Origin of the sequence: Klebsiella sp. WP4-W18-ESBL-05 (genome assembly GCF_014169075.1) — a bacterium.
In the GTDB taxonomy this organism is placed as follows: Bacteria; Pseudomonadota; Gammaproteobacteria; order Enterobacterales; family Enterobacteriaceae; genus Kluyvera; species Kluyvera ascorbata_B.
The window spans coordinates 1,767,519-1,782,280 of record NZ_AP022057.1; the positions used below are offsets into that span (position 1 = coordinate 1,767,519).

Here is a 14,762-nt window from a genome sequence, read left to right on the forward strand (position 1 = left end):
AGCCCTGTGGGTTACTGTATGAATATACAGTACTACCCTGAAGACTAAAGATCAACCTCATTTTCTGAAACCAACTCGCAAAATTGCATAAGAAACACCCGTGACTACAAATACACCTTGCCGTACCGGCGGAACTTCCCTATGTTGCTTATTATCTGATCGATTAACAAATCTGATGTATTCATGTGCATGATTATTAAGGATTAATCATGAAGATAATCTCGTATAAAAGGATTTACCAATCCATGGAATATTTTTCTGGATTGGGCAAAGTGCAGTCTCGGGCGCTGTTCGGCGGCTACAGCCTTGCGGTCGACAATACCGTTTTTGCCATGGTTGCAGAAGGGGAACTGTATCTGAGGGCGTGCGAAAAAAACGCTGCTTATCAGAGTCAGTACTCGCCTCCTCTGCTGACGGTACGCAAACGCGGGCATGAACAGCAGCTCAACTATTTTCGCGTCGACGAACGGCTTTGGTCGAATAAATCTGCCTTAGTGCAGCTTGGCCAATGTTCCCTGGAAGATGCGCAAAATGAAAAGCGACGACGACGGTGCCGCAGGCTCAGGGATCTTCCCAATCTTTCTTTTCATCTGGAACTGCTGTTGCACGAGGCTGGAATCAAAGATGTGCGTACGCTGCGGCAGATGGGCGCGAAAACGGCGTGGATGCGTTTGCGGCAGATACGTAAACAGCTGAACGTTAGCGTGCTGTATTCGCTAGAGGGGGCAATCATCGGAGTACATTCTGCCGCACTCCCGGCGCAAACGCGCCAGGAGCTGGAAATATGGGTGCAGAACTACACCCAACGACGGTGATTACATCATAACCTGCTTTTGCAGACGGCAAATTTCAGGCAGAAGTGAAATCATCAACCCAATTTGTTGCAGGACCAATGGTTCTTTGCTGTCCGGACGAGGATCGAGATGCTGGATCCTCGCCGCGAGCTCGCTAAGCGCACGTTGAACCCGCTCCTCATCGGAAGGCTGATGGTGCAGGGCATCATCGACATAGCAGACCGCATCGTCGAGAAGCGCCAGGATTTCCGGTGTGGTGAGTTTCTCTCGATGGGCACCCAGCGCAGAGATATAGCTGGTTAAAGTGTGGTTAAGGCAGAGAAGTCGAAACGCCGTTTCCCGCATTTCCGCCGTTACTTTCGGTTCCGTCGACATATTCGACACCACTGACGCCAGCTCGGCATCCCGATTATGCGCATCGCGGCGCGCAATACGATAGGCCAGACGGTTATCGCGCCCCTGGTGGTACTGTTCAAGAATGGCGTCCAGGTAGCGACAGTTGGCATCCACGGCGCGTTCCAGCACGCGCGGCAGGTTACGGAACTTCCAGTCCGGCCAGATAAAGCTTACCGCCAGCCACGCAATACCACAGCCAATCAGGGTATCTACGACGCGCGGTAGCGCCACTTCAAATCCTTCGCCGAGCAGGTTAAAGCACAGTAGCACCAGTAGCGTAATAAACATGGTGGCATGCGCGTACTGTACGTTGCGAAAAGCGAAAAACAGCACGCCGGTTACGACGATCAGAATCAACTGACCTTCCAGTGACGGTACCAGCCAGAGTATGGGCAGACCCAGCGCAACGCCAACCAGCGTGCCGATAATACGCAGCGCAAGGCGGTGACGGGTGGCGTTATAGTTGGGCTGGCAAACAAACAGGCTGGTCAGCAGGATCCAGTAGCCATGCTGTAGACCGGTGAACTGAATAAAGGCATAGCCCACGCACAGCACCACAGACATGCGAACGGCGTGGCGGAACAGCGCTGACTCCGGTGACATGTTGCGGCTCAGCCGCGAACGGATATCGGCGAAGCCGTGCAGGCTGTCGTCGGCGAGGAGGTTTTCCGTTTCGCTTCGCGTTTGCGACTGGAGCTGTTCTGACTCGATGGTGGCGAGCTGGGCATCAATTGCCCGCAGGTTATTGAGCAGAAAACCCAGCGCTTTCATTTGTTCCGGCGCGGTGCCGCCAGCGCGAATACGATCGAGCGCGGCATCCAGATGGGTAAACGCGCGTTCAAAGCGAGCATCGTGTTGATACGGCGTGCGCAGCAGGATGGCCTTCGCCAGATCCTGACAGGCGATAGACTGCATTGAGAGTAGGCGCTGGAAGCGGAACATGACGTCGCTGTAGCGAAACTGATCGCGCAGCGCCTGGTACTGGATATGCGATGAACTGGCGCGTTCGTGGATATCCTGAGCCACGAAATAGTAGTGCAGCGTCCGGCGCGTGCTGCGCTGGCCGCGGTCTCCACGCAGGCGTGTCAGTAACGATGTTTTAGTCTGGTTCAGCGTCGCCATCAGTTGCCCGTTCGCCAGCGCCAGTTCATATAACGGCGCCTGGTTGTCATCGTCGAGATCGGGATCGAACAGACGCGATTTCAGTTCGAGGTAGCGGGCGAGCTGTTCGTAGCTGCGCGCGAGGTTATCCTGCAGCGGGCGAATTGGGAAAATCAGGTGCCCGGTTAAGGTCAGCACGTTATACCAAACGGCTCCCGCAATCAGCAGCAGCGGCTGCTGATACCATTGGGCGTACAGCGATACGCCGAGCATCGTATAAATGGCAATCAGCAGCGCGCCGAAGGCGATAGTCGCATAGCGCTGCCCAAGGCCGCCGAGCAAAATAAAACCGATAGTGGAAAGGGTCAGTCCTACCGCAAATAACCACGGCCAGGGAAACAGCAGTTCTACCGACGCCGAGGCGATAAAAAAGCAGATGAGGGTAATGACCAGGTTACGCAGCCGCCCGGCCAAACGATCGTCGAGGTCCGTTAGCGCAGCAGCAACCACCCCCAGGGTGAGCGGAATGGTCAACTTTGCGTCGCCCAGCCACCAGGGCAGAGCGGTTGTGCCAATTAACGCAATAAATATCCTGGCGTTATATAGCCAGGTACTGTTCCATGTATAGCGGCGAAGCAGCGGGCTTAGCATAGCAATTAATCGTCCTGATTACTGGAAACGGCGGCGGGCGTTCGCTTCACGCGCCGCGCGTGCAACTTCGACAGGCACAACCCGGCGTCCTACGGGCCACAAAGCAATAGCGGCAATTTTAAAATTCGCAATGCCGACAGGAATACCAATAATGGTGATGCATTGGGCGATCCCGGCCATAATGTGCGTCAGGCACAGCCACCAGCCGAACAGCACGAACCACAGAATGTTGAGCAAGGTACCGCCAGCGTTCATGACGCCGCTTTTCGCGCCGGGCTCCAGTTCGTCAACGTGTACCGCTTCATTACCGTAAGGCAGCAGCGATAATTTGGTGATTTCCCAGCAGGACCGCGTGAGCGGCAGCGTAATAATCAGCACGATGCTGACCAGCGTTGCCAGCAGCCAGCCCAACGTTGTCAAAAAACCACCCAGCACAAAATTCAAAATATTCAGAACAGTACGCATAAATCCTCAGTGCAGCGCTGTGAATAATAAGTCCTGTTGATTGTAACGTTTTTTTAGGCTGGAGCACCTATTCTCTGGCGGTTACACTGTGAGATATCGAAAAAGTCAGGATTCAGCACGACATGGAATTAAAAGCAACGACGCTGGGCAAGCGCATGGCGCAGCATCCTTACGACCGGGTTGAGATCCTCAATGCGGGCGTCAGGGTGTCCGGCCCTCAGCATGAATATCTCATCCCTTTTAATCAGTTACTGGCCATCAACTGCAAGCGTGGTTTGGTGTGGGGGGAGCTGGAGTTTGTTCTGCCCGAGGACAAAGTTGTGCGCCTGCACGGTACGGAATGGGGTGAAACCCAGCGTTTTCACCGCCACTTGACGGCGCTGTGGCAGCAGTGGAGCGCAGAGATGAGCGATATCGCCGCTGGGCTGCTCGAGGCGCAGCTGGCAATTATTACCGGTAGCCGCGAGCAGACGCGCTGGCTTACCCGCCAGCAGGCGCAGACTATCCGGCAGCAGATCGTTAACGCGCTCGAAGGCCTGCCCTTGCCAACCACGCGGTTGGCAGAATTTGATAACTGCCGAGAGGCCTGGCGGCAGTGCCAGGCTTGGCTGGCGGATAAAGAAAGCGGTCGCGCGCAGCATAATCAACGCTATACCGACGCCATGCTGACACAGTACGGCGACTTTTTTGCTCGCATTGAATCTTCACCGCTGAACCCGTCACAGGCTCGCGCGGTGGTGAACGGTGAGCGTTCACTGCTGGTACTGGCCGGGGCCGGCAGCGGTAAAACGTCGGTGCTGGTGGCGCGTGCCGGCTGGCTGCTTGAGCGCCAGGAGGCCTCAGCGGAACAGCTTCTGCTGTTAGCCTTTGGCCGCAAGGCGGCTGAAGAGATGGACGAGCGTCTACAATCACGCCTGAATACGGATGCCATTACCGCACGCACCTTCCACGCGCTGGCGCTGTCGATTATCCAGCAGGGCAGTAAAAAAGTGCCTGTCGTCAGTCAACTGGAAAACGATGCTGCCGCACGTTATAAGCTGTTTACCGATTGCTGGCAGCAGCAGTGCCGCGAGAAAAAAGCGCAGGCGAAAGGTTGGCGGCAGTGGCTACAGGACGAACTGGGCTGGGAGGTCGGCGAAGACAGCTTCTGGGAAGATGACAAAATCGTAAAACGGATGGGCAGCCGCCTCGACCGCTGGGTGAGCCTGATGCGAATGCACGGCGGTTCGCAGGCGGATATGATCGCTGGTGCGCCGGAAGCCGTGCGAGAGTGCTTTGGTAAACGGATAAAGCTAATGGCACCGCTGCTGAAAGCGTGGAAAGCCGCGCTGAAAGACGAGAATGCCGTCGATTTTTCCGGTTTAATTCACCAGGCTATTATTATTCTCGATAAGGGCCGTTTTGTGAGCCCGTGGAAGCATATTCTGGTTGATGAATTCCAGGATATCTCACCACAGCGCGCCGCGCTGCTGGCGGCGCTGCGTAAACAGAATTCGCAAACATCGCTGTTCGCCGTTGGCGACGACTGGCAGGCAATTTATCGCTTCAGCGGCGCGCAGCTGTCGCTGACTACGGCTTTTAGCCACTATTTTGGCGAGGGCGATAACTGCGCGCTGGATACGACCTACCGTTTTAACAGCCGCATTGGTGAAATTGCCAACCGCTTCATTCAGCAGAACCCACATCAACTGAGTAAACCGCTGAACAGCCTGACCGTTGGCGATAAGCACGCCGTTACGCTGCTGGAAGACGATAAGCTCGATGCGCTGTTTGATAAGCTCAGCGGCTACGCCACGCCAGACCAGCGTATTCTGGTGCTGGCCCGTTATCATCATCTTAAGCCTGCCGCGCTGGAAAAAGCCGCTACCCGCTGGCCGAAGCTGAATATTGATTTTATGACCGTGCACGCCAGTAAGGGGCAGCAGGCTGACTATGTCATTGTGCTGGGGCTGCAAGAGGGCTTCGACGGTTTTCCCGCTCCCGTGCGGGAGTCGATTATGGAGCAGGCCCTGTTGCCGGAGCCGGAGGATTTTCCCGACGCGGAAGAGCGGCGTTTGCTGTACGTGGCCATGACCCGCGCGCGGTTGCGCGTCTGGCTGTTGTTTAACAAGGCGCAGCCGTCTCCGTTTGTTGAGATACTGAAGCAGCTGTCGGTGCCAGTGGCACGCAAACCCTGAATGACGCCCGAAGTTTTTGCTCCGGGCGCAGCCTGGCTTATTTGAGACGTTCGGCCAGATAGCGTGGGTAGTCTGGAATGAGGATATCTACCGGCTCGGCAAAGTTGGGTGACTGAATGATAAAGTCCGCGGTAGCAGCATTGGTCGCGACCGGGATGTTCCACACGGTCGCGAGGCGCAGCAGAGCCTTAACGTCCGGATCGTGCGGCACGGCGTTGAGCGGGTCCCAGAAGAAAATCAGCACATCGATTTTGCCTTCTGAAATGAGCGCGCCCACCTGCTGATCGCCGCCCATCGGGCCGCTGAGCATCGCTTTAACTTCCAGGCCGGTTGCGCGCTGCACCAGGTTGCCGGTGGTGCCGGTCGCCGACAGCGTATGCTGCGCAAGGCATGCCTGGTGGCGCTGCACCCATTTCATCAGCATATCTTTGCAGTGGTCGTGCGCAACCAGCGCAATGTGTTTACGCGCCGGTAAGGTGCGAGTGGTCAGTTCCATAAAACGATCCCTGAGTGTTAAATGCAGACAGATTACTGCATGCGACTCAGGCTGCAAGCGCTGATTGGCAAAAATTTGACGCGCGACATTAGCGGACTCGCGTACACTTAAGTTATTGGCCAGGAGGATAATGATGACTGAAAACGATATTGCCAGCATTTTGACCAGCACCCGTACCATCGCGTTGGTAGGCGCCAGCGACAAACCTGACCGCCCGAGCTATCGGGTGATGAAATACCTGTTAGATCAGGGCTACCACGTCATTCCGGTTTCGCCGAAGGTGGGCGGTAAAACCCTGCTCGGGCAGCAAGGCTATGCAACCCTTGCCGAGGTGCCAGAGAAAGTGGACATGGTGGACGTCTTCCGTAATTCAGAGGCCGCGTGGGGCGTCGCGCAGGAAGCTATCGCCATCGGGGCGAAAACGTTGTGGATGCAGCTCGGTGTCATCAATGAACAAGCTGCCGTACTGGCGCGCAATGCGGGGTTAAACGTGGTGATGGACCGCTGCCCGGCAATCCAAATTCCGCGCTTAGGGCTCGCAAAATAGCGGGGGCTGGGCAAAGAGAGAAGCCCGGTTGCGCTGTAAATAAAAAACCCCGCAGCGCGGGGTTTTTTGATGCGGCAGTCAGTTACGCAGCCGTGGGGCCTGTAGCTGCCGGCGGATAGTACGCGCCAGTTCATCCATCGTGGGTTGTTCCGGATGATCCTCGCGCGGCTCGCTGCTTAACTGGGCTTCGGCCAGGTAGGTATGCACCGGCTGGCCTTCGTCGTCTTCCATCACCACGTGATACCACGGCAACGCGCGCAGTTCGTCGTTAGCCGCCAGATCGTCGGGTTCAGGATCGTCGAGCGAGTATACCGGGTCGATATCCACCACCACGCCCAGATAGCCCAGCAGGGAGTGACGCACCTGCTGGCCGATACCGAATTTGCTGGTCATCATCATACTCACCTCCCGGGAAATGGCCTCTCTCTAGATATATAGACACCATTTCGCTTTTCAAGTTACATGACGCGGCAGGCAAATCCTTTCAGGTACAGTCCTTCCGGGTACGTCGCAATCACCGGGTGATCGGCTGCCTGACGGAACTGCTCTATAAATTGTACATCACGACCGGCATCCACAGCGGCATCGGCGATGATTTTCTGGAATAAATCTGACGTCATCAGGCCGGAGCAGGAGAAGGTTAGCAGTACGCCGCCTGGATTCAGCAGCTGGATAGCCAGCATATTGATGTCCTTATAGCCGCGGCAGGCACCCATTAGCTGGCTTTTATTCTCGACGAATTTCGGCGGGTCCATCACGATAACGTCGAATTTCTCCCCCTGATCGCGGTATTTGCGCAGCAGTTTGAAAACGTCGTCACGCACGAACTCGGCTTTGCTGAGATCGAGTTTATTCAGCTCAACATTCTGGCGCGCCACGTCCAGCGCTTCCTGCGAGGTATCAACGCTGGTGACCTGGCGACAGCCGCCCATCAGGGCAGAAACCGCAAAGCCGCCGGTGTAGGAGAAACAGTTGAGAACGCGCTTGTCTTCCACGTAACGACGGGTGGCAAGGCGGCTGTCGCGCTGGTCAAGATAGTAGCCGGTTTTGTGGCCGCCCTGAATATCGACCAGCAGCTTCATGCCGTGTTCTTCGATGGGCAGCAGGGCTGGCGGCAGTTCGCCGGTGACCGGGCCCTGGGTCAGCTCCATACCTTCTTTTTTACGCACCGCCACGTCGCTGCGATCGTAGATAGCGCATTCCGGATAGAGGGTTTGCAGGGCGCTGATGAGGGCGGCGCGCTGATATTCCGCACCGGCGCTCAGCAGTTGTAATACGAGGAAGTTACCGAAACGGTCAATGGTGACGCCCGGCAGGCCATCGGATTCACCGGCGATCAGACGGTAGCTGTCCAGCCCGTCTTTTTTCGCCAGCCAGTCGCGCCAGCTTTGTGCCTGCTGAAGGCGACGGACGAAGAAATCGATATCGATGCTTTCATGGGCGTCAAACGTCCAGACGCGCGCGCGGATCTGCGAAGCGGGAGAGTATGCGCCGCGGGCTAACCATTTACCCTGATGATCGACAATATCAATGGTCTCTCCGAGGCTGGCTTTGCCTTCCATGCGGGCGACCGCGCCGGAAAAGACCCAGGGATGGCGGCGCAGCAATGATTTTTCGCGCCCTTTGGCTAACACTAAACGTACACTCATAGTTTATTTATCTGGCTGTTTGAGGGAATCAGGCTGCATTTTCCCGACTTCCCCGCACAAATGCAACGCGCGGCGGAAGAATGTGGGGAGAATTGGCGCTACAGTTGGGGTATATACAGGAGGAAGCATGATGGATAAATGTGTGATCTGCTGGGTCTACGGCAAGGTGCAGGGTGTGGGTTTTCGTTTTTTTACCCAGCAGGAGGCGCAGCGCCTGGGGCTAAGCGGCTATGCGTTGAATCTGGACGATGGCAGCGTCGAGGTGGTTGCCTGCGGCAAAAGCGAGCAGGTAGAGCAGCTACTGGCCTGGTTAAAAGCCGGTGGGCCACGTAGCGCGCGGGTTGATAAAGTCCGGGCGGAACCTCACCAACCCGATAAGGCGTGGAGCAAGTTCAGTATTCGCTATTAAATACATTTTACCGGTTTAGGCAGGCCGGCAATTTTCGTCGCCTGTTTAGCCGGGCCTTTTGGGAACAGGCGGTACAAATAGCGGCTGTTGCCTTTCTCCTCGCCAAAGGTATTCGCCATGGCTTTAACCAGCATACGGATGGCCGGTGAGGTGTTGAATTCCAGGTAAAATTCGCGCACGAAGCGCACCACTTCCCAATGTTCAGGGCTCAGTTCAATCCCTTCGTTGGCGGCAATCGCCTGAGCCAGCCCTTCACTCCACTGCGTGGTGTCTTTGAGATAGCCTTCGCTATCGGTCTCAATTTCGATGTTTTCGTAGATAAGCATAATTTTTCACACAACAAACAGATGGCGGGAAGTGTAGCAAATAAAAAGGCCCCGCATAAGCGAGGCCCTGGAGACTGAAGCGTTAAGCCTTAATCGCGGCTGGCGAAGCCCAGAATGCTTAACAGGCTGATGAAGATGTTGTACAGCGAAACGTACAGGCTCACCGTCGCACGGATATAGTTGGTTTCACCACCGCGGATGATGTTACTGGTCTCGAACAGGATTGCCCCGGAGGAGATCAGGATAAACACCGCGCTAATCGCCAGGTGCAGTGCAGGCAGCTGCAGGAAGATATTGGCCACCATACCGATCAGCACCACCACGATACCGGCCATCAGCATACCGCCGAGGAAGGACATGTCTTTACGGGTGGTCAGCACGTAGGCCGAGCAGCTGAAGAACACCAGCGCGGTGCCGCCCAGCGCCATGCCGATCACGTCACCCATGCCCGCAGACAGGTAGGCGTTCAGGATGGGCCCAAGGATATAGCCCAGGAAGCCGGTAAAGGCGAACGCGGACAGAATACCCACCGGTTTATCTGCCGTTTTATAGGTCAGGAACATCAGGCCGTACATACCAACCAGCGTCAGAATCAGGCCCGGCGACGGCAGCCCCAGCACGGTGCTGGCGGTTGCGGTAATAGCGGAAAATGCCAGCGTCAGGCTCAGCAGGAAGTAGGTATTACGCAGGACTTTGTGCGTGCTCAGCAGTGATGAGCGGTCACGCGATGAAGTAATTATGCGATCCATGAGTCACTCTCTTATGACAGATGTTATTAGTGGCTCAGCATAAGAAAACTCTTCTTTATTCCCAAATGTTTTTACCCATCTTTACTCAGACTTTGAGCGCGTCACAGAATCACCTCATTCTGCGCCAAAGAGCGAGATCAATCTCTTATAGGTTATTGAAAGAACTTGCGTTAATGCGTGTCTGTGTCAACAGTGAAAAGGGTAATAACAACAAGGCAATGGAAATGAAATTATACAAACATAACTCCATCACGACGGTATTTCTGGCAATGGGTCTGGCGGGGGCGGCGCAGGCGGCAACCGTGCCGGAGGGAACCCCACTTGCCGACAAACAGGAGCTGGTTCGCAGTAACGGCAATGAACCGGCGTCACTCGACCCGCATAAAGTGGAAAGCGACGTTGAGTTCAATATTATCAGCGACCTGTTTGACGGTCTGGTGGCGGTAAAACCGGACGGCAGCATCGAGCCGCGGCTGGCAGAATCCTGGGAGAATAAAGACAACACGGTCTGGACCTTCCATCTGCGCCCGGGGATCGTCTGGTCGGACGGTTCGGCGATAACCGCGCAGGATATCGTGTGGAGCTGGCAGCGTTTGGTCACGCCGACGACCGCGTCGCCGTACGCCAGCTATCCTGGCAATATGCACATCGTCAATGCTGCCGATATCGCGCTGGGCAAAAAAACGCCGGATACCCTTGGCGTTAAGGCTATCAACGATACTACGCTGGAAGTGACGCTGACGCAGCCTACCTCGGCGTTCCTTGCTATGCTGGCGCACCCGTCGATGGTGCCGTTGGATAAAGTACTGATCGGCCGCTACGGTGATAAATGGGTGAAGCCGGAGCATTTTGTCGGCAGTGGCGCCTATCACCTGTCGCAATGGGTGGTTAACGAGCGCATTGTCGCCGAACGTAACCCACGTTACTGGGACGATAAGCATACGGTGATCAATAAAGTGACCTATTTGCCTATCCGTTCCGAAGCGGCGGACGTCAACCGCTATAAGGCGGGTGAGGTTGATATTGTGTATACGCTGCCAATAAACCAGTTCAGCCAACTGAAGAAAACGCTGGGCGATGAGGTGGATGTATCGCCGCAGCTGGCTACCTACTATTACGAGTTCAATACCACCAAAGCGCCGTTTAACGATGCGCGCGTCCGTCGTGCGCTGAATATGGCGCTGGATAAAGACATTATTGCTGAAAAGGTCATGGGGCAGGGGCAGCGTCCGGCGTGGGTCATAAGCCAACCGGAGATTGGCGGTGTGAAGCTGAACGGGCCTGACTATGCAAGCTGGCCGCGTGAAAAACGTATTGCTGAAGCGAAGAAGCTGCTGGCGGAGGCCGGGTTCAGTGAGGCGCATCCGCTGTCGTTTAATCTGCTGTATAACACCTCGGAATCACACCAGCGCGTGGCGATTGCCGCGTCTTCAATGTGGAAGAAAAATCTTGGCGTTGAGGCGAAGCTGCAAAACCAGGAGTGGAAGACCATGCTGGACACGATGCACACCGGTAATTTTGACGTGGTGCGCTATGCGTGGATTGCCGACTACGACGACGCTTCAACCTTCCTGAACACCTTCCGTACCGGCGACAGCGAGAACACCGCTAAATACAGTAACCCGGACTATGATGCGGCGCTGCGCGATGCGGCGAAAACGCAGGATGTCGCCCAGCGCGCTCGCGATTACCAGAAGGCTGAAGATCTGCTGGCTCGCGATGTCCCCGCAATCCCGGTCTATCACTACGTGCGTACGCACCTCGTGAAACCGTGGGTAGGGGGATTTACCCCCGATCGCTTGGGGTACTACTACACCAAAGATATGTTTATCAAAAAACATTAAGCAGGATGAGGGCGGGAAAAGCGTTTTAAAACTAGCCATTTTGTTGTTTTTTCAGACGAATAACAACTTTTTGGCTGTTTTTCAGGCAAACGAACGTTTTGGTGCTTTACAGGTCCGTTCGGGATGTTTATAGTGCGCCTCATTGGAAGCGTGGCCGAGCGGTTGAAGGCACCGGTCTTGAAAACCGGCGACCCGAAAGGGTTCTAGAGTTCGAATCTCTACGCTTCCGCCAAATCAGAAAAGGGGTTACCGAAAGGTAACCCCTTTTTGCTTTGGCTGTTGGTATCGCTGCCATCACGTTTCTCGCTTTATCCCCTCATCAACTCTTCTTCTTTTGTCAGCAGCGAAATGATCAGCTGTGTCGGTATACAGACTTTTCTATCCATTTCAAAACGATTAACTGCCTTGACGTGAGCGAGGGACAAGCAACGTTGGTATCGTCAAATCTTGAGCAAGGCGTAACCTAACTAAAATAATGGATGCGCTGAGACAAGATAGTTGATATTAAATGGCAACAGGAATATCTGTGCCTAATCTGGCGGGAAAGAAAATATTAATAATATTTTCTCGCGATAATATATTTTATTCTATGCGACAGGGCCGATTATAATTAATTTTACGCAAAGCGATCACGCTGCAGCATCGATGTTTAATTTCGGCTCATATTCTCATAATATGAGCCATTCGTTGTTCTATACCTCGTTATCTCATAATAAAAAGGTGATTATTTTTTTAGTTCTTGTTTTACTGTGTCTTTAATATCTTTCAGCGTGCTCTGTGGGCGTTTTTGACAAATTTCAAGAGTGAGGGGGACCGCCGTCGTTTCGGTTTCATTGAAGTCAACGTAGTCACCGCCTTTAAAATCAACATCTTGATTCAGCATCCAGAAGGCTACGGGTGCCATGGTTTGTGGGTTGAGGTCGATAAATTCTTGACAGCTCATATTTTTCGGCGTCACTTCTTTGGCCACGGCGTTAACCCCAGCGGTAGCCAGAAGTGCCGTAGCGATAATACCGATAGTGGATAGTTTAAATCTGTTGATCATAATAGACTCCATAATAAATATTGAGATGCTGCGGTGACCGACAATACTTGATATGTCGGGCAGGGCGATAATAGCGCGCCAAAAAAAATCTGGGGCATGAATGCGTAAAAATAGCCATTAGCGATATTTTTTGGCGCTCATCTTACTATTTTCTGTAGACAAAATAGGTCGTCAATTTCTCTTCTATCTCGTTATGCCTTGTCGGTTGGCGCATCTAACGGATAGGGATTTTTATGAATACGGTTATAGTTAAGCGCATAGAATGCAGTAATAACCATTAAGGTGACGAATGACCACATCACCTCTTTTGCACCGGAGCCCACGACGGCCCAGATACAGTAAACAAAGGCGATAAAGGTGACGAACAAGTACAGCGGTCGTGCTTTCCCAAAGTGGCCGTGACCGAGCAGCAGCAGCGCTGCGCAGGTATACAGATACGGCACAAGGGTGAAAATGACCGAGACCGAAGAGACCAGACCAAACTCTTTTGCCGCGTTAGGCGAAATGCTGCTGAACTGGAAAAGGGTCATCAGCACGCCCACGATCAGTAATCCGGCCACCGGCGTGCCGGCCTGGTTCACGCGAGAGAAAATAGGGGGAAACAGGCCATCATCGGCCGCTGCTTTTGCGGTTTGACCCGCCAGCAATGTCCACCCGCCGAGGGAGCCAAGGCAACCCGCTGCGGCACAAAATGAGACGATTGCCCCAGCGGTGTTGCCAAGCGCCAGGCGCGCGGCGTCGCCGAAGGGAGAAGCGGAAAGTCGCAGGGCGGCATTGGGGATCATGCCCATAATGGCGCTGGTCGATAGCACATAACAGACGGCGGCAATCAGTACGCCACCGATAGTGGCGATCGGTACGTTACGTTTTGGGTTTTTCACCACGCCAGCGGCGACTGAAGCGCTTTCTACGCCGATAAAGGACCATAGCGTTACGCTGAGCGTACTTTGGATCGCTCCGAAGGTGCTAAGGAAGGTGCGAATAAGCAGGTCATTTCTTCCCAAGCTGACTCGCTGATTAAAATTTCGCGGATCTGGGCCGATTTTTTTCCCGCAAACACATCGAATCAGCCTATTTAGGCTATTTTTTCCACCATTTCTGGCGTTATTTCCGGTTTTTACTGAGATCTCTCCCACTGACGTATCATTTGGTCCACCCGAAACAGGTTGGCCAGGGTGAATAACATCGCCAGTTGGTTATCGTTTTTCAGCAGCCCCTTGTATCTGGCTTTCACGAAGCCGAACTGCCGCTTGATGATGCGAAACGGGTGCTCCACCCTGGCACGGATGCTGGCTTTCATGTATTCGATGTTGATGGCCGTTTTGTTCTTGCGCGGATGCTGCTTCAAGGTTTTTACCTTGCCGGGACGCTCGGCGATCAGCCAGTCCACATCCACCTCGGCCAGCTCCTCGCGCTGTGGCGCTCCTTGGTAGCCGGCATCGGCTGAGACAAATTGCTCCTCTCCATGAAGCAGATTACCCAGCTGATTGAGGTCATGCTCGTTGGCCGCGGTGGTGACTAGGCTGTGGGTCAGGCCACTCTTGGCATCGACACCAATGTGGGCCTTCATGCCAAAGTGCCACTGATTGCCTTTCTTGGTCTGATGCATCTCCGGATCGCGTTGCTGCTCTTTGTTCTTGGTAGAGCTGGGTGCCTCAATGATGGTGGCATCCACCAAAGTGCCTTGGGTCATCATGACGCCTGCTTCGGCCAGCCAGCGATTGATGGTCTTGAACAATTGACGGGCCAGTTGATGCTGCTCGAGCAGGTGGCGGAAATTCATGATGGTGGTGCGATCCGGCAGGGCGCTATCCAGGGATAATCGGGCAAACAGGCGCATGGAGGCGATTTCGTACAGGGCATCTTCCATGGCACCGTCGCTCAGGTTGTACCAATGCTGCATGCAGTGAATACGCAGCATGGTCTCCAGCGGATAGGGCCGTCGGCCATTGCCCGCCTTGGGATAAAACGGCTCGATGACAGCGGTCATATTCTGCCATGGCAGAATCTGCTCCATGCGGGAGAGGAAAATCTCTTTTCGGGTCTGACGGCGCTTAGTGCTGAATTCACTATCGGCGAAGGTGAGTTGATGGCTCATGATGTCCCTCTGGGA

Annotated in this window: 14 protein-coding genes, 1 tRNA gene and 1 pseudogene; 6 read left to right on the forward strand and 10 right to left on the reverse strand. The window is 54.4% G+C overall.

Features of this window, described 5'->3' with window-relative positions:
• The first annotated feature begins 209 nt into the window (after nucleotides 1-209).
• On the forward strand, nucleotides 210-815 hold the full coding sequence (locus H7R58_RS08415; RefSeq protein ID WP_182929169.1) for a TfoX/Sxy family DNA transformation protein: 606 nt from the start codon (nucleotides 210-212) through the stop codon (nucleotides 813-815).
• Here H7R58_RS08415 and yccS read toward each other — a convergent pair whose 3' ends face one another.
• Together yccS and H7R58_RS08425 are read right to left on the reverse strand one after the other, a co-directional pair.
• Nucleotides 816-2,942 carry a YccS family putative transporter gene (gene yccS, locus H7R58_RS08420; protein ID WP_106928774.1) on the reverse strand — a complete coding sequence of 709 codons (2,127 nt, stop codon included), beginning with the start codon at nucleotides 2,940-2,942 and terminating at the stop codon, nucleotides 816-818.
• Nucleotides 2,943-2,960: 18 nt separating this feature from the next.
• Nucleotides 2,961-3,407, reverse strand: a complete 447-nt coding sequence (locus H7R58_RS08425) for a YccF domain-containing protein (RefSeq protein ID WP_106928772.1) — start codon at nucleotides 3,405-3,407, stop codon at nucleotides 2,961-2,963.
• A gap of 122 nt (nucleotides 3,408-3,529) precedes the next feature.
• Between H7R58_RS08425 and helD the strand changes: the two genes are divergently transcribed.
• Nucleotides 3,530-5,584: a DNA helicase IV gene (helD, locus tag H7R58_RS08430; RefSeq protein ID WP_182929168.1), complete on the forward strand. Its 2,055-nt coding sequence runs from the start codon at nucleotides 3,530-3,532 to the stop codon at nucleotides 5,582-5,584.
• 37 nt (nucleotides 5,585-5,621) lie between these two features.
• Here helD and mgsA read toward each other — a convergent pair whose 3' ends face one another.
• Complete coding sequence (gene mgsA, locus H7R58_RS08435) at nucleotides 5,622-6,080, reverse strand: methylglyoxal synthase (protein WP_106928769.1); 459 nt, start codon at nucleotides 6,078-6,080, stop codon at nucleotides 5,622-5,624.
• 133 nt (nucleotides 6,081-6,213) lie between these two features.
• Between mgsA and H7R58_RS08440 the strand changes: the two genes are divergently transcribed.
• Nucleotides 6,214-6,627, forward strand: a complete 414-nt coding sequence (locus H7R58_RS08440) for a CoA-binding protein (RefSeq protein ID WP_182934792.1) — start codon at nucleotides 6,214-6,216, stop codon at nucleotides 6,625-6,627.
• A gap of 78 nt (nucleotides 6,628-6,705) precedes the next feature.
• On the opposite strand, the gene hspQ is transcribed toward H7R58_RS08440, so the two are convergent.
• Nucleotides 6,706-7,023 (reverse strand): heat shock protein HspQ, encoded by a 318-nt coding sequence (gene hspQ, locus H7R58_RS08445; RefSeq protein ID WP_106928765.1) that lies wholly within the window; start codon nucleotides 7,021-7,023, stop codon nucleotides 6,706-6,708.
• 62 nt (nucleotides 7,024-7,085) lie between these two features.
• Complete coding sequence (rlmI, locus tag H7R58_RS08450) at nucleotides 7,086-8,276, reverse strand: 23S rRNA (cytosine(1962)-C(5))-methyltransferase RlmI (RefSeq protein WP_106928763.1); 1,191 nt, start codon at nucleotides 8,274-8,276, stop codon at nucleotides 7,086-7,088.
• 127 nt (nucleotides 8,277-8,403) lie between these two features.
• Here rlmI and yccX point away from each other — a divergent pair, with 127 nt between their 5' ends.
• Nucleotides 8,404-8,685, forward strand: a complete 282-nt coding sequence (yccX, locus tag H7R58_RS08455; protein ID WP_182929167.1) for an acylphosphatase — start codon at nucleotides 8,404-8,406, stop codon at nucleotides 8,683-8,685.
• Here yccX and tusE read toward each other — a convergent pair.
• Both tusE and yccA read right to left on the reverse strand, forming a co-directional pair.
• Nucleotides 8,682-9,011: a sulfurtransferase TusE gene (gene tusE / locus H7R58_RS08460; RefSeq protein ID WP_106928758.1), complete on the reverse strand. Its 330-nt coding sequence runs from the start codon at nucleotides 9,009-9,011 to the stop codon at nucleotides 8,682-8,684. The two genes, yccX and tusE, sit on opposite strands and share 4 nt — an antisense overlap.
• A gap of 89 nt (nucleotides 9,012-9,100) precedes the next feature.
• On the reverse strand, nucleotides 9,101-9,760 hold the full coding sequence (gene yccA, locus H7R58_RS08465; protein WP_106928755.1) for an FtsH protease modulator YccA: 660 nt from the start codon (nucleotides 9,758-9,760) through the stop codon (nucleotides 9,101-9,103).
• A 224-nt stretch (nucleotides 9,761-9,984) separates the two neighbouring features.
• Here yccA and H7R58_RS08470 point away from each other — a divergent pair, with 224 nt between their 5' ends.
• Nucleotides 9,985-11,604 carry an ABC transporter substrate-binding protein gene (locus H7R58_RS08470; protein ID WP_182929166.1) on the forward strand — a complete coding sequence of 540 codons (1,620 nt, stop codon included), beginning with the start codon at nucleotides 9,985-9,987 and terminating at the stop codon, nucleotides 11,602-11,604.
• Between the two features lie 144 nt (nucleotides 11,605-11,748).
• A tRNA-Ser gene (locus tag H7R58_RS08475) sits at nucleotides 11,749-11,836 on the forward strand.
• Between the two features lie 492 nt (nucleotides 11,837-12,328).
• Here H7R58_RS08475 and hdeB read toward each other — a convergent pair.
• The 3 genes and pseudogenes from hdeB to H7R58_RS08490 form a co-directional block, all read right to left on the reverse strand.
• Nucleotides 12,329-12,646 carry an acid-activated periplasmic chaperone HdeB gene (gene hdeB, locus H7R58_RS08480; RefSeq protein ID WP_227674231.1) on the reverse strand — a complete coding sequence of 106 codons (318 nt, stop codon included), beginning with the start codon at nucleotides 12,644-12,646 and terminating at the stop codon, nucleotides 12,329-12,331.
• A 194-nt stretch (nucleotides 12,647-12,840) separates the two neighbouring features.
• A pseudogene (locus H7R58_RS08485) lies at nucleotides 12,841-13,620 on the reverse strand (amino acid permease); the annotation flags it as partial.
• 146 nt (nucleotides 13,621-13,766) lie between these two features.
• The gene (locus tag H7R58_RS08490) at nucleotides 13,767-14,747 is read right to left on the reverse strand and encodes an IS5-like element ISKpn26 family transposase (protein WP_000019445.1); all 981 of its coding nucleotides are present in this window, start codon (nucleotides 14,745-14,747) and stop codon (nucleotides 13,767-13,769) included.
• Nucleotides 14,748-14,762: the final 15 nt, after the last annotated feature.